This window comes from Methylocystis bryophila, from assembly GCF_027925445.1.
Taxonomy (GTDB): domain Bacteria; phylum Pseudomonadota; class Alphaproteobacteria; order Rhizobiales; family Beijerinckiaceae; genus Methylocystis; species Methylocystis bryophila.
Genome location: NZ_AP027149.1, coordinates 494,564 through 510,241 on the forward strand (window position 1 = coordinate 494,564; position 15,678 = coordinate 510,241).

A 15,678-nucleotide genomic window follows, 5' to 3' on the forward strand; every position below is an offset into this window, starting at 1 on the left:
GGATCGAAGTGGGATCGGGCAGCGGGCAGTAGGCAATCGGCAGTCGAACCCTGTCCCGACTGCCTACTGCCGACGTGCCATTACCGCTCCTAAACCAGCACCCCGTGACAGTGCTTATACTTCTTGCCCGAGCCACAGGGGCAGGGCTCGTTGCGCCCGACCTTGCCCCAGGTCGCGGGGTTTTGCGGATCGCGCTCGGGACCGGCCGGACGCGCCGCCGCAAGCGACGCGAAGTCTGTCGCATCGATTCGCGCGTTGAGCTCTGCGAGCGCCGTCTGCTCCCCAACGGGCTCGGCAAGCCCCAAGGGCGCCGGATGCGTCATCTGCATCGGCGGCAGCTCCATCGGCGCCGAGGGCGGCGCCTCGAAGGTCACGTCGATGCGCATGAGCTGCTCGGTCACGCGCTCGTCCCAATGCGCCATCAGCGACTTGAAGAGATCGAGAGCCTCGGCCTTGTATTCGTTCAAGGGATCGCGCTGCGCCATGCCGCGCCAGCCGATGACCTGGCGCAGATGATCGAGCGCCACCAAGTGATCCCGCCACAAAAGATCGAGCGATTGCAGCACGAATTGCTTCTCCAGCATGCGCTGCAGCTTCGGCGTGTTCCTCTCGACGCGCGCCGCATAGGCTTCCTCCGCGCCGGCGTGGAGCCGTTCCACGATCTCCTCGTCGGCGATGCCCTCCTCCGCCGCCCAGGCGGCGACCGGCACGTCGAGATTGAGCTTGGCCTTCACCTCGCGGTCGAGGCCTTCGACGTCCCAGGCGTCGGCGTAGGCGTCGTGGGGAATATGGCGCGCGACCAAGGCGTGAATCACGTCCTCGCGCATTTCGGCGACCGTCTCCTCAACGCTCTCCTCATTCATGATCTCGCGGCGGCGCTCGAAGATCACTTTGCGCTGATCGTTCATCACATTGTCGAACTTCAGCACATTCTTGCGCATGTCGAAGTTGCGCGCCTCGACCTTCTGCTGCGCCTTCTCCAGCGCCTTGTTGATCCAGGGATGGACGATCGCTTCGCCCTCCTGCAGCCCGAGCTTGACGAGCATGGCGTCGAGCCGCTCGGAGCCGAAGATGCGCATCAGATCGTCTTGCAGCGACAGATAGAATTTCGAGCGGCCGGGATCGCCCTGGCGGCCGGAGCGGCCGCGCAGCTGATTGTCGATGCGCCGGCTTTCGTGACGCTCGGTGCCCATGATGTAGAGGCCGCCGGCGGCGATCGCCTGCTCCTTGAAGCGCGCAACCTCGGCGCGGATCTCGGCCTCCTTGGCGGCGCGCTCTTCGCCCTCCAGGGCGGCGCATTCCTGCTCGACGCGCATCTCGACGTTGCCGCCGAGCTGAATGTCGGTGCCGCGGCCGGCCATGTTGGTTGCGACGGTGATCGCGCCTGGGACGCCGGCTTCGGCGACGATATAGGCCTCGAGCTCATGAAAGCGGGCGTTCAGCACCGCGAAGAGCTTCGACGGCTTGCCGGAGCGCGCGGCCTCATAGAGCTTGGGGATCCCCTTCTTGTCCTCGAAGTCGATCTGCTTGTAGCCGCGCTTCGCCAGATATTGCGCAAGCTGCTCGGACTTTTCGATCGAGGTCGTGCCGACGAGCAGCGGCTGCAGCCGCGCGCTCGCCTCCTCGATCTCCGAGGTGATCGCCGCAAGCTTCTCCTCGGCGGTGCGATAGACTTCGTCGTCCTCGTCCTTGCGCTGCAAGATGCGGTTCGTCGGGATCTCGACGACGTCGAGCTTGTAGATTTCCGCGAACTCCAGCGACTCGGTCGACGCCGTGCCGGTCATGCCGGCAAGCTTCCCGTAGAGGCGGAAATAGTTTTGGAAGGTGATCGTCGCGAGCGTCACATTCTCAGGCTGGACCTGCACATGCTCCTTGGCCTCGAGCGCCTGGTGCAGGCCTTCCGAATAACGGCGTCCGGGCATCATGCGGCCGGTGAACTCGTCGATGATGACGACCTCGCCCTTGCGGACGATGTAGTCCTTGTCCTTCTGGAAGAGCTTGTGGGCGCGCAACGCCTGATTGATATGATGGATGATCGTGACGTTTTGCGCCTCATAGAGCGCGCCCTCGACGAGCACGCCGGCCTCGGTGAGGACCTGCTCCATATGCTCGTTGCCGGCGTCGGTCAGATTGACCGTGCGCTGCTTCTCGTCGAGCTCGAAGTCCTCGGGACGGAGCGTTGGAATGAACGTGTCGATCGTGTTGTAAAGATCGGACTTGTCGTCGACCGGACCCGAGATGATAAGCGGCGTGCGCGCCTCGTCGATCAGAATGGAGTCGACCTCGTCGACGATCGCGAAGTTGTGACCGCGCTGGACCATGTGCGCGAGCTCATATTTCATATTGTCGCGCAGATAATCGAAGCCGTATTCGTTGTTCGTGCCGTAGGTGATGTCGCAGGCGTAGGCGTTGGCGCGCTCCTCGTCGGAGAGGTCGTGGACGATCACGCCGACGCTCATCCCGAGGAATCTGTATACCTTCCCCATCCAATCGGCGTCGCGCTTGGCGAGATAGTCGTTGACCGTGACGACATGCACGCCGTCGCCCGTCAGCGCGTTGAGATAGACGGCGAGGGTCGCGACGAGCGTCTTGCCTTCGCCGGTGCGCATCTCGGCGATCGCGCCCTCGTGCAGCACCATGCCGCCGATGAGCTGCACATCGAAGTGTCGCTGACCGAGCGTGCGCTTGGCCGCCTCGCGCACGGTGGCGAAGGCCGGCACGAGCAGCTCGTCGAGCGTCTTGCCGGCGGCGAGCTGGTCGCGGAATTCCTGGGTGCGGGCGCGCAGCTCCTCGTCGGAGAGCTTCTCGATCTCCGGCTCCAGCGCGTTGATCGCCTTGACGCGGGGCTGATAGGTCTTGAGCCGCCGTTCGTTGGCCGTGCCGAAAATCTTCTTCGCGAGCCCGCCGATCATAGATGTGTCCTTGATAAAAGCCGTCGTCCCCGGCTTCGAGGGTCGCGCAAGAGCCGACGCTTTCTAAGCGCCTATTTTCGGCCGGAGAGATAAGAGGGGGGGCAGGGGATGTCAATGTAACGGGCAGGAACGCCGGAGAGGGCCTAATTCTCGTGCTTTACGGGAATTTTCCAGCTCGAGGCGCAAAGGCCATGGCGCCTTCGCCGATCGTTTTTCTTTGCGTCTTGCCTCATCAATGGCGAGGGGCGCAATCTGCTCCCTCTCCCCGCCTGCGGGGAGAGGGCGGGGTGAGGGGCTTGCAGTGTCTGCTCAAATGCCGTGGGGATCAAAGCGTTCGAAGGCGTGACAATGATCCAGGATAAAATCCCCGGCCCCTCACCCCAGCCCTCTCCCCGCAGGCGGGGAGAGGGAATTCCCGCCCCCCTCCTCGAGGCGCGCGGAGTCGTCAAATCCTACGTGACCCCGCAAGGGCGGCTGCAAATCCTCAAAGGCGTCGACCTTTCGCTTGGACCGGGCGAGACGCTGGCGTTGATGGGAGAATCGGGGAGCGGCAAGAGCACGCTGCTCAATCTCGCCGCCGGGCTCGACGCCGCCGACGCCGGCGAGATACGGCTCTGCGGCGCGAGGCTCGGAGAGCTTGGGGAAGCCGAGCGCGCAAGACTGCGGCGAGAGAACACCGGGCTCGTCTTCCAGCGCTTCAACCTCATCGCGAGCCTCACCGTCGCCCAAAACCTGAGTTTTCAGGCGCGGCTCTGCGGCCGGCTCGACGCCGCCTGGCAGGCGGAGCTGACCGAGCGCCTCGGACTGGCCAGGCTTGCGGCGCGCTATCCGGAGGCGCTCTCCGGCGGCCAGCAGCAGCGCGTCGCGATCGGGCGGGCGCTGGCGGCCCAGCCCAAGCTGATCCTTGCGGACGAGCCCACCGGCAATCTCGATGAAGCCTCGGGCGACGAGGCCCTGGCGTTGATGCTCGACCTCGTCGCGGCCTCGGGCGCGGCGCTGTTGATGGTGACGCATAGCGCGAGGCTCGCCGGCCGCCTGGCGCGGCGCGCGCGGCTCGAGCATGGCGTGATGGCGCCGGCATGAGGCGGCTCCTCTATGCGCTGCTGGCGCTGCTTTCCCATTGGCGCCGCCATCCCGGCAATTTCGCCGCGCTTTTCGTGGGCCTGGCGCTGGCGACGGCGCTTTTCGCGGGCGTCGAGGCGCTCAACGCCAAGGCGCGCGCGAGCTACGCCGAGGCCGCCTCGCTCGTCGACGAAGCCTCGACGCGAAGCCTCGTCGCGCCGCATGGCGGGCTGTTCCCGCAGGAGCTTTACGTCCGACTGCGCCGCGCCGGCTGGAAGGTCTCACCCGTGCTCGAAGGGACGCTGCGCGTAGGCGACAGCGCCTTCACGCTGCTCGGCGTCGATCCGATCACGGCGCCGAGCGACACGCGGCTGCGGACGCTCGCCGAAAGCGCCGGGACGGAGCGCTTCCTCAAAGGCCCCGGCGTCACGCTGCTCGCTGAGAGCACGCTCCACGCGCTGTCCGCGCGGGAGGGCGACCGCCCGCAAACAGAGCGGAGCGCGCGCCTACCGCCCCTCGTTGCAAGCCCCTCCGCGCCGCCGGGCTATCTGATCGTCGACATTGGCGTCGCGCAGGAACTGCTCGACCGGCCGGGACTTCTCTCCCGCCTGGTTATGGAGGCCGGGGCCGAGCGAGGAGCGCCGCCGCTCGCGTCCGTCGTCGGCGAGGCGCTGCGGCTCCAGGAGCGCGAGGAGACGCCCGGCCTCGAAAAGCTCACGGAGTCGTTCCACCTCAATCTCTCGGCCTTCGGCGCGCTCGCCTTTCTCGTCGGGCTTTTCATCGCCTATGCCGCGAACAGCCTCGCCTTCGCCCAGCGCCTGCCGACGATCCGGACGCTGCGCGCCATCGGCGTCTCGGCGCGCGCGCTGAGCCTCGCGCTGCTTTTCGAAGCTTTGCTGTTCGGCCTCGTCGCTGGGGCCTTGGGCCTGGCGCTCGGCCGCCTTATCGCCGCGGCGCTCCTGCCGGACGTCGCGGCGAGCTTAGAGAGCCTCTACGGCGCCCATCTCGACCGCGCTCTGCCCCTCGAGCCCCGCTGGGCCGCGCTCGCGCTCGGCGTCGCCCTTCTCGGCGCTGTCGCAGCGGCCTCGAGCGGCCTCCTCCGCACGCTACGCCTGCCCGTCAACGAGACCGCCCGGCCGCAGGCGCGTCCGATCGACGTTCCCCTCCGCGCGCTGGCGGGCCTTCTCGCCCTCGCCGCCGCCCTAGCGACGCTGTCGCTTTTCGAAAGCCTCGCCGCCGCCTTTGCGGTGGTCGGTCTCCTCGCGCTGGGCGCGATTCTGCTCTTTCCGGCGCTCGTCGCCGGCGCCATGCGGCTCGGCGAAGCTTTCGCGCGCGGGCCGCTTGCGCAATGGTTTTGGGCGGAATGCCGCGCCGAAACGCCGGTGCTCGCCTTGGCGCTTGGCGCGCTGCTCCTGGCGCTCGCGACGAATATCGGCGTCGGCGCGATGGTCGAGGGTTTTCGCGACAGCTTCGTCTCCTGGCTCGACGAGCGCCTCGTCGCGGAAGCCTATCTCGAAGCCGCGAGCGACGCGGACGCGGCGCGGATTGCGCAATTCCTCGCGACCCGCGCGGAGGTTCAAGAAATCCTGCCGACGGCGCGCACGCCCTCCCTGCTCGCCGGCTGGCCCGTCGAGGTCTTCGGGCTCAAGCCCAGCGAGACCTATCGCGCGCATTTCCCGACGCTCGCCGCGAAGCCCGACGCCTGGGAGCGCATCGCCTCGGGCCAAGCGGCGCTCGCAAGCGAGCAGCTCGCGCGCCGCCTCAAGCTCGAACTCGGCGCGACGATCGAGCTGCCGACGCCGCAAGGTGCATGGCCTCTCGAAATCGTCGGAATCTATCCCGACTACGGCAATCCCGAAGGGCAGATCCGCGTCGATCTCGACGCGCTTGCAGGCCACTGGCCACAGCTCAAGCGCGTCGCGATGAGCCTGCGCGTCGCGCCGCAAGCCGCCCCAAACCTCCTCGCCGAACTACGCTCGCGCTTCGGCCCCGCGCTCACACGGGCGATGGATCAGGCGAACGTCAAAGCGCTGTCGCTGCGCATCTTCGACCATACTTTCGCGGTGACGGCTGCGCTTGGCGCGCTGACGCTCTTCGTGTCGAGCGTCGCGCTCTTCGCGAGCTTGGCGACGCTTTCCAATATGCGACTTTTGCAACTTGCGCCGCTTTTTGCAATCGGCGTCACGCGCGGGCGCCTCGCGCTCTTCGAGCTTGCGCGCGTGCTGGCGCTCGCCTGCGCGACCGCGCTCTGCGCTTTGCCGCTCGGCCTTGCGATGGCGTGGGTTCTCGTCGCCGAGATCAATGTGCGCGCCTTCGGCTGGCGGCTGCCCTATCATGTCTTTCCGGGGCAATGGATGCAGATGCTGGCTCTCGCCCTCCTCGCGGCGCTTTTCTCCGCGGCGCTCCCGGCGCTGCGTCTCGCGAGAACGCCGCCCGCCGCCTTGCTGAAAGCCTTTGAAGATGACGCTTGATCGCCGCCGCGCTTTGGCCGCGCTGCTGCTTCTCGCCTCTCCCAAGGTCCGCGCCGAGGGCTACGCAGGGCTCGGAGACAAAGCGGAGGGCTTCGAGCCGGCGCTGCCCGGGAGAAAGCTCGTCTTTCCGCAGGATCACGGCGCGCATCCCGGCTTTCGTATCGAGTGGTGGTATCTGACCGCCAATCTTACGGGCGAGGACGGCGCGCGCTATGGCGCCCAATGGACACTGTTTCGCATCGCCTTGCAGCCGGGGGCAGAGGGACAAGGCTGGGCCGACCGCAACGTCTATATGGGCCATGCGGCGGCGACGAGCGCTTCGGATCATGTCTTCGCCTCGACCCTCGCGCGCGGCGGCGTGGGGCAGGCGGGGGTGTCTGCCGCGCCCTTTGAAGCCTTCATCGACGATTGGAGTTTCTCTCAAAGCGACGGGCTCTGGCGCATCGAGGCCAAAGCGCCAGACTTCGCCTATCGGCTCAATCTTTTAGCGGATGGCCCGCTCGTTCTGCACGGCGATCAGGGCTTCAGCCGCAAGTCCGACCAGGGGCAGGCGTCTTACTATTACAGCCAGCCGTTCTTTCGCGTTGTTGAGGGCGTGATCACGCTACGCGGCCGCGAGGCGAAGGTGACGGGCCGCGCTTGGATGGATCACGAATGGGCGAGCCAGCCGATGAGCCCCGATCAGAAAGGCTGGGACTGGTTCGCGCTGCATCTCGCGGATGGCCACAAGCTGATGCTGTTTCGCTATCGCGGCGCGACGAACCATCTGGCCGGCACTTGGATCGAGCCCGACGGCGCAACGCGCGCGCTGTCCTCAGACGAGATTGCGCTCACGCCTCTGGAGGACACCGCCATTGGCGATCGCAAGCTGCCGACGCGCTGGCGCGCAACGGTCAAGAGCCTTGGCCTTGATCTTGAGACGACGCCGCTCAACCCGCGCGCTTTGAACGGCTCACGCAATCCCTATTGGGAAGGACCGATCAGCTTTCGCGGCAGCCATGAGGGCGAGGGGTATTTGGAGATGACAGGGTATTGAGAAGGGAAGCGATGCGGCGCACGCTGCGCTTCCATCGAAGCAGCTCGCATTACGCCTTGCATCTTATGGCGGCGAGCATGGCGAGCGGTCGGCCTTTGTCAATGATGCGCGAAGCGCACCGCCTTCGGCGGCGGCCTTACAGGCCGTCATTGACAAAGACCGATCCGTCTCGCCGAAAATGCTCCGCCAAGAGATGTAAGGTTTACCGAAGCTGTCGGCTCTGAGTGCGGCGCCAGCTTACAGACTGCGCTCGACTGGCCGCGCCTGCTCACACGTTCAAATGCTTCAACGCCGCTTCGGCGCTGGAGACGGTCGCCTTGCTGGAATCGTCCTCGACATGGATCCACAGCACGACGCCGTCGCCGATAAGCGCGGCATAGCGTTTCGAGCGCAGGCCCAGCCCATAGGCCGTGAGGTCGAGGTCCGTGCCCGTGGCCTTGGCGAATTCGCCCGAGCCGTCGGCGAGCGCGTCGACCTTGCCTTTGGCGCCGGTCGAATCGAGCCAGGCGTCCAGGACGAAGCAGTCGTTCACCGCGACGACGGCGATGGCGCCGACGCCCTTCTTCTTGATTTCATCGGCCTTTTCGACATAGCCCGGCAGATGGGTCTTATGGCAGGTCGGGGTGAAGGCGCCCGGCACCGAGAAAAGCAACACCTTGCGGTTCTTGAAATAGTCCGACGCCTTCACCGTCTCGGGGCCCTGCGCGCCCATGATCGTGAAGGTCGCCTCGGGAATTCTGTCTCCGGCCTTAAGGGGCATGCGTTTCTCCTTGCGTGAAAATTTTACGAGCATCCCGCGCCCGCCCGCTCCTTAACATGAGACGCCCAGCGGCGCGATCAAGCTCGAGGGCTGTTGCTTGCATTGCGCGCGAGGGGCTTTAGATTCGCCGCCGTGCTCGAAACGGAGGGAGCGATGACGGCCAGCAGTGGGAGTCGCGAGGCGGTAGGGGTCTTCGCCGATGCGGCGAGCCTGCAAAGCGCTGTTGATGAGCTGCTCGCCGAAGGCTTTCCAAGCGACGCGCTGAGCCTCCTGGCTTCGGAGGAGAGCGTGGAAGCCAAGCTTGGTCACAAATATCAGAGAGTCTCCGAGCTCGAGGACGACCCTGCCGCGCCCCGCGCCCATTATGCGCCGGTCGAAGAAGCCGAACGCGCCACAATCGGCGCGCTTGGGCTGCTCGGCGCGCTTGGGGCCACGGGGGTCGTCGCCGCATCCGGCGGAGCGCTCGCCCTCGCGCTCTTGGCGGCGGGGGTCGGAGCAGGGGCGGGGGGACTGCTCGGTGAGCTGCTCGCAAAATTCCTCGGGGCGGAGCATGCTGAAAGCGTCACGCAGCAGATCGCCCATGGCGGACTGCTGCTCTGGGTCCGCTGCGCCGATCCCACGCAAGAACTGAGCGCGCAGGAGATATTGGAAAGACATTCGGGCAAGGACGTGCATGTCCACACGCTGCCGGCGGCGGCGTGATCCCGCACCCTCGTCCCGGGGAGCCGCCTCGTCCTGAGGGGCCGCGAAGCGGCCGTCTCGAAGGACGAGCCATCCCTCGAGACGCGGCCTGCGGGAACTCCCCGGGCTGAGGGCGCTGGTCGGCGCCGGCGAGGGCGACGCCCTCCCGAATCATGCTGTATAGAGGGGAACGAAAGGGCCCCGCATGGCAAATCTCGCTTCCGTTCTTTCCACCATCGACGCCAATATCGACGCCTCCAAGGGGAGGCTCGTCGAACTGCTCCGCATCCCGTCGGTCTCGACGGACCCGGCCTATACGAAGGAGTGCGAGCGCGCCGCCGGCTGGCTCGTCGCGGCGCTCGAAGGTCTCGGCTATTTCGCCGAGTCGCGCGCGACCCCCGGCCATCCGATTGTCGTCGGCCACGCCAAGGCGAAGCGACCTGACGCGCCGCATGTGCTGTTCTATGGCCATTACGACGTGCAGCCCGCCGATCCGCTGGAGCTTTGGGAGACGTCGCCCTTCGATCCGCATGTGAGACGCGGCAAGGACGGCGAGGAAATCGTGGCGCGCGGCGCCTCCGACGACAAGGGCCAGCTCATGACCTTCGTCGAGGCCTGCCGCGCTTATGAGGCGAATGGCGGCCTGCCTTGCAACGTCACTTTCCTCTTCGAGGGCGAGGAGGAGACGGGGTCACCTTCGCTGCCGGGCTTCCTCGCGAAGCACCGGCAGGAGCTCTCCGAGCCCTCGCTCGCGCTCGTCTGCGACACTTCCATGTGGAACGCCAAGACGCCGGCGATCACCGTGATGCTGCGCGGCCTTGCGCATGAAGAGGTGGTGCTGACGGCGGCGAGCCACGATCTCCATTCCGGCATGTTCGGCGGCCCCATCGTCAATCCGATCCATGTGCTGAGCAAGATCATCGGCAATCTGCACGACGCCGAGGGCCGCGTGACGCTGCCGGGCTTTTATGAGGGCGTGCCAGAGATTCCCGCGGATGTGGCGGCGCAGTGGCGCGGGCTCGACTTCGACGAGACGGCCTTCCTCTCGGCCCTCGGCCTCACGACGGTCGCGGGCGAGCGCGGACGCGGCGCTTTGGAGCAGATCTGGGCGCGCCCGACCTGCGAGGTGAACGGCGTCTATGGCGGCTATATGGGCAAGGGCACGAAGACTGTGCTGCCCGCCAAGGCCGGCGCCAAATTCTCGTTCCGCCTCGTCGGTACGCAGGACCCGGAGAAGGTGCTCGAGAGCCTGCGCGCCTTCGTGCGCGCGCGTCTTCCCGCCGATGTGAAGGCGGAGTTTTCGTCGCATGGCGCGTCTGGGGCGCTCAGCCTTCCCTTCAGCTCGCCCGAGCTTTCGCGCGCCCGAGCAGCGCTCGCCGAGGAATGGGGCGTCGACGCGGCGCTCGTCGGCTGCGGCGGCTCGATCCCCATCGTCGGCGCTTTCAAGGAAACGCTCGGCATGGACGCGCTCATGATCGGCTTCGCGCTCGACGATGACCGCATCCATTCGCCCAATGAGAAATATTCGCTGACCTCGTTCCACAAGGGCGCGCGCAGCTGGGCGCGCGTGCTTGCGGCGCTGGCGGGGTGATGGGGCTTCTTGACGCGGGAAAGTCTTTGTAGCCTTCGATCTCACGGGCGCGTGCGAGCTTAATGGACTCGTTCGCGCTTACTCTCCACCGGCCGTGAGCCGCCCTTCGATGCGCCGGTCGGGGATGAACCACATCACCGCGACGAGCGCATAGAGGACGACGGCGGCGTAGGGAGAGACGAGGCTAGCCGCAATGCCGGCGAGATAGAACGCAATCGAGATCAGCGCTTTCCAGTCCTTGCCGATCGCCTCAACGACCTTGGGGGCGAGCGCGCCGGCGGCGATAAGCAGGCGAGACAGCAGGAAATAAGCAATAGCCGGCGCGAGCAGCGTCACGCCGTAAAGCGCCGCGGGAGCGCTCGCGAAATGCGTTTCGCTGAGCCAGGCGGTCGAGAAGGGGACAAGCGAGAGGCAGAACAAGAGCGTCGTGTTGGCCCAGAGAATCGCGCCGGTGACGAAGCGCGCCGCATGCAGCAGATGATGGTGGTTGTTCCAATAAATCGCCACATAAGCGAAGCTCAGCGCATAGGCGAGGAACGTCGGCGCGAGCGGTTGCAGCGCCTCCCAGCTCGCGTCATGCGGGGCCTTTAGCTCCAGCACCATGATCGTGATGATGATGGCGAGCACGCCGTCACTGAAGGCCGTCAATCTTTCCGTGCGCATTTAAGCTCGCAGACTCCCTCGCCCCGCTTGCGGGGAGAGGGCTGGGGAGAGGGGCCGTAAGATCGTCAGCTCGACGTGCAAAAACCGTATGCAACAGAGATAGGCCGGCTTGCGCAAAGGCGCCAAGCCCCTCACCCTAACCCTCTCCCCGTTCAAAACGGGGAGAGGGAATCCGCTTCATGCCCAAACGCCTGCTCATCGTCGCCCATGCGCCGTCGCCCAACATTGAGCGGCTGCGCGACGCCGCGCTCGCCGGCGCGCGGGCTCCCGAGATCGAGGACGTCGAGGCGCAAGCGTTGAGCCCCTTCGACGCCAGACCGGAGCATGTGCTCGCCGCTCAGGCGATCCTCCTCGGCACGCCCGAGAACCTTGGCTATATGAGCGGCGCGCTGAAGGATTTCTTCGACCGCTGCTACTATCCGCTGCTCGAGAAGACCGAGGGGCTTCCCTATGCCCTCTTCATCCGCGCCGGCAGCGACGGCACGGGAACGCGGCGCGCGGTCGAAAGCATCGCGACGGGCTTGCGCTGGCGCAGCGTCCATGAGCCGCTGATCTGCCGCGGCCCCTGGCGCGAGGAATTCGTCGAGGAGGCTCGCGACCTCGGCATGTTCGTGGCCGCCGGCCTAGACGCGGGGATTTTTTGACGCGCTCCGCGCCGGTCCCAAGCCCCCGCCGCATCCCGTTACACGCGTCTTCGCGCCGGTCCGCCGGACTAAGCCGAAAGCCCAATTTACAGCCTTGCGCGGCCACAGCTCACATTGTATGCATCAATTCTAATGCATCTACACCAAGAAATGATGTTTCAGACATGATCACCGCTGCGCAGCTCCGCGCGGCGCGCGCGCTCGTGGGACTGGATCAGCGCAAGCTCGCTGAGCTTTCCGGCCTATCGCTGCCGACGATCCAACGGATGGAGACCAGCGAGGACCTCATCCGCGGCAATGTAGACTCCCTGACCAAGCTCATCGCCGCGCTCGAAAGCGTCGGCATAGAGCTGATCGGCGAAGGAGCCGTCAGCCAGGGGGAGGGGCGCGGAGTTCGTTTGCGAAAACTGATGGGCCTTCGGCGCGAGCGCGCGGAATCGGACGAACGCGCCGATAGCGCGCCGATGCGCGAGGGGAGCTAGACCCCGATGCCCCTGACCATCGCCTTGCTGTGCGTCGCGGCGCCGCTCGCGGTCGGGGGGCTCGCCATAACGCTGCATCGACGAAACCCCACCTTCGCGCGCCAGCCGCAGCGCGTCATCCCCCTCATCTTCGGGCTGCTCATGGCTTTTGGCTCGCTGCTCCTACGTTTGATCGGTATGGCCTTCGGCGAACCGATCGTCCGCGCCGAGAAGATCAAGACGTCCGTCCGTCCCCTTATTCGCGCATCTGGCTCTCGTGCTGCTCGCGGGGCCTTATCTTCCGCCGCATCTCGTGAGCTGGTTTCAAAACGTCGCGCGGTTGCCGGGATAGGCGCGATTTCCAAAAAGTGGGAACCGGTTTTTGAAAAAAATCCCGCCTAAGCAGAAGACTCTAAATGCAGGAGCCCCAAGGACATGATGTCGTTGCGCGAGACCATGCGAAGCGGGCGGCAGGCCGGGCCGTCGACGCCGTGGGCGCGTCACGTCGTCGATCAGACGGGGTGGCTGCGGGCGATCCGCGAGATCAGCAAGGGCCAGGGCGATCTCCTGAGTCTTTGGAGCGACGGAGCCGAGGTTCACATGGCGATCCTCGACCATGAGTCCCGAGAGATCGGCATCGTGAGCTTTGAATGCCCGGAAGGACGCTTCCCATCCGTCGCTCATTTGCATCCGCCAGCGATGCGATTGGAGCGGACGATCCAGGACATCTACGGACTCGTCGCCCAGAGCCTGCCCGACGCGCGTCCCTGGCTCGACCACGGGCGCTGGGGCCTGCGGCGACCTGGACGCGATCCGCAAAGCTCGGAGCCGACCGGGGCGGCCTATGAATTCTTGAGCGCCGAGGGCGCTCCGCTGCATCAGATTCCGGTCGGTCCGGTCCACGCTGGCGTCATCGAGCCGGGCCATTTCCGTTTCTCGGCCAACGGCGAGCTCGTCGTTCGCCTCGAGGAGCGCTTGGGCTACGTCCACAAGGGGATTGAACAGCTAATGGCCGGCGCGTCGCTCGAGAGAGCGACGCGTCTCGCGGGCCGCGTGTCGGGCGACAGCACGGTCGCCTATTCGCTCGCCTTCGCGCAGGCGGTGGAGTCCGCGCTGGGCGTCGAGATTCCGCGCCGGGCGGTGTGGCTGCGCGCGCAGATGGCGGAGCTCGAGCGGCTCGCCAACCACATTGGCGACATCGGCGCGATCTGCAACGACGCCTCTTTCTCGCTCATGCACGCTCATTGCGGCGTCCTGCGCGAGCGCATCCTGAGAGCCGCCAATGCATGTTTCGGCCACAGGCTGATGATGGACAAAATCGTTCCGGGCGGCGTCGCCTCCGACTTGAGCGGAGAAGGCTATGTCGCGCTTCTCGCGCTTTTGCCCTATGCGAAGAAGCTCATTCCAAATCTCGTTCGGCTCTATGGCGACACGACCTCGCTGCAAGACCGCACGGTCGGCGCCGGAAAGCTGCGCGCGGAGCTCGCGCGCCAATACGCCTGCGGCGGTTACATCGGTCGCGCTTCGGGCCGCGCCTTCGACGCGCGCCGCTTCCCCGGCTACGCGCCTTATTCGGAATTGCCCTTCGAGCTCGGAGCCTCGGAAGACGAAGACGTCGACGCGCGCGTGTGGGTGCGCTTCGATGAGATCAGGGCGTCTCTGCCGCTCATCGAGAAGATTCTCGATCGCCTGCCGGACGGAGAGATCAGAACAGAGATTCCTCATCCGCCGGAAACCCGGGAAGGCGCAGCGCTCGTCGAAGGTTTTCGCGGCGATATTTTCGTCTGGGCTCGGCTCGACCCCTCGGGCGCGGTGGCGCGATGCCATTTGCGCGACCCGTCCTGGTTCCAATGGCCCCTGCTCGAGGCGGCGATCGAGGGCAATATCGTCGCGGACTTCCCGCTTATCAACAAATCCTTCAACTGCTCCTACTCGGGGCAGGACCTTTAGGCGGGCGCGATCATGCGCAAGTTTCTCTTCCAAGGCCTGCTCCGATGGCCGCTCACGGAAAGGGCGCCGTCCCCCGACGCGTCACTCCGCGAAGAGCTCGGCGCGTCTCTCGCGCGAGCGGCGCGTCGACGACTGGGCCGCAGCCTCTCGATCCGGCAGGTCGACGCAGGCTCCTGCAATGGTTGCGAGCTCGAGATTCACGCGCTGAGCAACGCGTTCTACGATCTTGAGCGATTTGGTCTGCGCTTCGTCGCTTCGCCCCGACACGCCGATGTCCTGCTGGTCACCGGCCCGGTCACCAAGAACATGCGCGAGGCTCTGGAGCGGACCTATGCCGCGACGCCCGATCCCAAATGGGTCGTCGCGGTCGGAGACTGCGCCTTTGACGGCGGCGTCTTCGCCGGCAGCTACGCCTGCGTCGGCGCCGTCTCAGAGGTGCTCCCGGTCGATCTCCACATTCGCGGCTGCCCGCCCGATCCCGTGGCCTTGCTCAAAGGGCTTCTGGCGCTCGTCGAAGCCTGACCTCGCCCGTTGCGCGTCGGTCGAAACTCTGATTCCCTCACCACGATTCGGGGGCTGCGGATGGACGATGGCTTGTCGAGAGAAACGACCGCGCGGCCGCGCCTCGTCCTGATTTCCGGCAGCCTGCGAGGCGGCTCCGTCAACAGCGCGGTGATCTCCACCGCCGCAGCCCTGGCCCCCAGCGAGGTCGGGACTCTGATCTATCGTCGCATGGCGGACTTGCCGCACTTCAACCCCGACGACGATCGCGAGCCGCTCCCCGAGCCCGTGTCCGATCTGCGCCGGACCTTGAATGACGCTTGCGCCGTCTTGGTCTCGACGCCCGAATACGCCGGATCGCTGCCCGGAAGCTTCAAGAATCTGCTGGACTGGACGGTCGGCGGCGCGAGCCTCTATGAGCGCCCCGTCGGCTGGATCAACCCTTCCGCCCTTGGCGGCTCGGAAGACACCTATCGCGCGCTGCGCATCGTGCTGGAGCGCGCCGGCGCCGAGATTGTCGCGGGCGCCTGCAAGGATATCCCCACGCCTCGGGACGCCATCGGCGCTGACGGCCTCATCTCCTGCGCAGAAATCCGGGCCGAGATCCAAAGCGTGGTAGCGGCGCTCGCCGAACGCGTCCTCGCCAAGAGATGAAGGGAAGCGATCCATGGACGCCCTGACCGCCTTCGGGCTTTTCTCCGTGACGGCGATGCTCTTGACCTATGCGCTGGAGGCGCGCAGCCGCTGGTTTATCCTCGGTTTCGCGGCCGCCTGCGCGCTCGGCTCGATCTATGGCTTTCTGCAGGGCGCCTGGCCCTTCGGCCTCGTCGAGGCGATCTGGTCGCTTGTCGCCCTGCAAAGATGGCGGAAGGCGAAGTTTGGATGAGGCGAGGAGATCGCCTGCGTCAAAAGCCGTGACCCAAATCATCGATGTCGTGCGCGGCCC

15 protein-coding genes are annotated in these 15,678 nt (G+C 66.1%); 12 read left to right on the top strand and 3 right to left on the bottom strand.

Features of this window, described 5'->3' with window-relative positions:
* Nucleotides 1–89: 89 nt before the first annotated feature.
* A complete protein-coding gene (secA, locus tag QMG80_RS02280) occupies nucleotides 90–2,912 on the bottom strand; it encodes a preprotein translocase subunit SecA (RefSeq protein ID WP_085771346.1) in 2,823 nt (940 codons plus the stop codon).
* A 348-nt stretch (nucleotides 2,913–3,260) separates the two neighbouring features.
* Here secA and QMG80_RS02285 point away from each other — a divergent pair, with 348 nt between their 5' ends.
* The 3 genes from QMG80_RS02285 to QMG80_RS02295 are packed head-to-tail and all read left to right on the top strand — an operon-like array spanning nucleotide 3,261 to nucleotide 7,481.
* Complete coding sequence (locus QMG80_RS02285) at nucleotides 3,261–3,995, top strand: ABC transporter ATP-binding protein (protein ID WP_085773618.1); 735 nt, start codon at nucleotides 3,261–3,263, stop codon at nucleotides 3,993–3,995.
* Nucleotides 3,992–6,445, top strand: a complete 2,454-nt coding sequence (locus tag QMG80_RS02290; RefSeq protein WP_085771347.1) for an FtsX-like permease family protein — start codon at nucleotides 3,992–3,994, stop codon at nucleotides 6,443–6,445. Before QMG80_RS02285 ends, QMG80_RS02290 begins: the two co-directional genes overlap by 4 nt.
* Nucleotides 6,435–7,481: a lipocalin-like domain-containing protein gene (locus tag QMG80_RS02295; protein ID WP_085771348.1), complete on the top strand. Its 1,047-nt coding sequence runs from the start codon at nucleotides 6,435–6,437 to the stop codon at nucleotides 7,479–7,481. The genes QMG80_RS02290 and QMG80_RS02295 overlap by 11 nt, the downstream gene beginning before the upstream one ends.
* Before the next feature lie 268 nt (nucleotides 7,482–7,749).
* Here the strand turns inward: QMG80_RS02295 and QMG80_RS02300 are convergent, their stop codons facing one another.
* Nucleotides 7,750–8,241 carry a peroxiredoxin gene (locus QMG80_RS02300; RefSeq protein WP_085773619.1) on the bottom strand — a complete coding sequence of 164 codons (492 nt, stop codon included), beginning with the start codon at nucleotides 8,239–8,241 and terminating at the stop codon, nucleotides 7,750–7,752.
* Nucleotides 8,242–8,394: 153 nt separating this feature from the next.
* On the opposite strand from QMG80_RS02300, the gene QMG80_RS02305 reads away from it, so the two are divergent.
* Together QMG80_RS02305 and QMG80_RS02310 are read left to right on the top strand one after the other, a co-directional pair.
* The gene (locus tag QMG80_RS02305) at nucleotides 8,395–8,943 is read left to right on the top strand and encodes a hypothetical protein (protein ID WP_085773620.1); all 549 of its coding nucleotides are present in this window, start codon (nucleotides 8,395–8,397) and stop codon (nucleotides 8,941–8,943) included.
* Between the two features lie 184 nt (nucleotides 8,944–9,127).
* On the top strand, nucleotides 9,128–10,513 hold the full coding sequence (locus QMG80_RS02310) for a M20/M25/M40 family metallo-hydrolase (protein WP_085771349.1): 1,386 nt from the start codon (nucleotides 9,128–9,130) through the stop codon (nucleotides 10,511–10,513).
* 78 nt (nucleotides 10,514–10,591) lie between these two features.
* On the opposite strand, the gene QMG80_RS02315 is transcribed toward QMG80_RS02310, so the two are convergent.
* Nucleotides 10,592–11,176 carry a TMEM175 family protein gene (locus QMG80_RS02315; RefSeq protein WP_085771350.1) on the bottom strand — a complete coding sequence of 195 codons (585 nt, stop codon included), beginning with the start codon at nucleotides 11,174–11,176 and terminating at the stop codon, nucleotides 10,592–10,594.
* A 179-nt stretch (nucleotides 11,177–11,355) separates the two neighbouring features.
* On the opposite strand from QMG80_RS02315, the gene QMG80_RS02320 reads away from it, so the two are divergent.
* The 7 genes from QMG80_RS02320 (at nucleotide 11,356) to QMG80_RS02350 (ending at nucleotide 15,618) form a co-directional block, all read left to right on the top strand.
* Complete coding sequence (locus QMG80_RS02320) at nucleotides 11,356–11,820, top strand: flavodoxin family protein (protein WP_085771351.1); 465 nt, start codon at nucleotides 11,356–11,358, stop codon at nucleotides 11,818–11,820.
* A gap of 164 nt (nucleotides 11,821–11,984) precedes the next feature.
* Complete coding sequence (locus QMG80_RS02325; RefSeq protein ID WP_085771352.1) at nucleotides 11,985–12,302, top strand: helix-turn-helix domain-containing protein; 318 nt, start codon at nucleotides 11,985–11,987, stop codon at nucleotides 12,300–12,302.
* Between the two features lie 6 nt (nucleotides 12,303–12,308).
* A complete protein-coding gene (locus QMG80_RS02330; protein ID WP_085771353.1) occupies nucleotides 12,309–12,683 on the top strand; it encodes a hypothetical protein in 375 nt (124 codons plus the stop codon).
* A 33-nt stretch (nucleotides 12,684–12,716) separates the two neighbouring features.
* Nucleotides 12,717–14,231: a hydrogenase large subunit gene (locus QMG80_RS02335; protein ID WP_085771354.1), complete on the top strand. Its 1,515-nt coding sequence runs from the start codon at nucleotides 12,717–12,719 to the stop codon at nucleotides 14,229–14,231.
* A 12-nt stretch (nucleotides 14,232–14,243) separates the two neighbouring features.
* Entirely contained in the window at nucleotides 14,244–14,753 is a 510-nt protein-coding gene (locus tag QMG80_RS02340) for an NADH-quinone oxidoreductase subunit B family protein (protein ID WP_085771355.1), read from the top strand.
* 72 nt (nucleotides 14,754–14,825) lie between these two features.
* Nucleotides 14,826–15,386 carry an NADPH-dependent FMN reductase gene (locus tag QMG80_RS02345; protein WP_245300171.1) on the top strand — a complete coding sequence of 187 codons (561 nt, stop codon included), beginning with the start codon at nucleotides 14,826–14,828 and terminating at the stop codon, nucleotides 15,384–15,386.
* Between the two features lie 13 nt (nucleotides 15,387–15,399).
* Nucleotides 15,400–15,618 carry a hypothetical protein gene (locus QMG80_RS02350; RefSeq protein WP_085771357.1) on the top strand — a complete coding sequence of 73 codons (219 nt, stop codon included), beginning with the start codon at nucleotides 15,400–15,402 and terminating at the stop codon, nucleotides 15,616–15,618.
* Nucleotides 15,619–15,678 lie beyond the last annotated feature (60 nt).

Excerpts from the sequence above, each read along its gene's own strand:
- secA (WP_085771346.1), bottom strand. The coding sequence starts at position 2,912 with ATGATCGGCGGGCTCGCGAAGAAGATTTTCGGCACGGCCAACGAACGG.
- QMG80_RS02305 (WP_085773620.1), top strand. The coding sequence starts at position 8,395 with ATGACGGCCAGCAGTGGGAGTCGCGAGGCGGTAGGGGTCTTCGCCGAT.
- QMG80_RS02340 (WP_085771355.1), top strand. The coding sequence starts at position 14,244 with ATGCGCAAGTTTCTCTTCCAAGGCCTGCTCCGATGGCCGCTCACGGAA.
- QMG80_RS02285 (WP_085773618.1), top strand. The coding sequence starts at position 3,261 with ATGATCCAGGATAAAATCCCCGGCCCCTCACCCCAGCCCTCTCCCCGC.
- QMG80_RS02295 (WP_085771348.1), top strand. The coding sequence starts at position 6,435 with ATGACGCTTGATCGCCGCCGCGCTTTGGCCGCGCTGCTGCTTCTCGCC.
- QMG80_RS02330 (WP_085771353.1), top strand. The coding sequence starts at position 12,309 with ATGCCCCTGACCATCGCCTTGCTGTGCGTCGCGGCGCCGCTCGCGGTC.
- QMG80_RS02335 (WP_085771354.1), top strand. The coding sequence starts at position 12,717 with ATGATGTCGTTGCGCGAGACCATGCGAAGCGGGCGGCAGGCCGGGCCG.
- QMG80_RS02320 (WP_085771351.1), top strand. The coding sequence starts at position 11,356 with ATGCCCAAACGCCTGCTCATCGTCGCCCATGCGCCGTCGCCCAACATT.
- QMG80_RS02290 (WP_085771347.1), top strand. The coding sequence starts at position 3,992 with ATGAGGCGGCTCCTCTATGCGCTGCTGGCGCTGCTTTCCCATTGGCGC.
- QMG80_RS02300 (WP_085773619.1), bottom strand. The coding sequence starts at position 8,241 with ATGCCCCTTAAGGCCGGAGACAGAATTCCCGAGGCGACCTTCACGATC.
- QMG80_RS02315 (WP_085771350.1), bottom strand. The coding sequence starts at position 11,176 with ATGCGCACGGAAAGATTGACGGCCTTCAGTGACGGCGTGCTCGCCATC.
- QMG80_RS02310 (WP_085771349.1), top strand. The coding sequence starts at position 9,128 with ATGGCAAATCTCGCTTCCGTTCTTTCCACCATCGACGCCAATATCGAC.
- QMG80_RS02350 (WP_085771357.1), top strand. The coding sequence starts at position 15,400 with ATGGACGCCCTGACCGCCTTCGGGCTTTTCTCCGTGACGGCGATGCTC.
- QMG80_RS02325 (WP_085771352.1), top strand. The coding sequence starts at position 11,985 with ATGATCACCGCTGCGCAGCTCCGCGCGGCGCGCGCGCTCGTGGGACTG.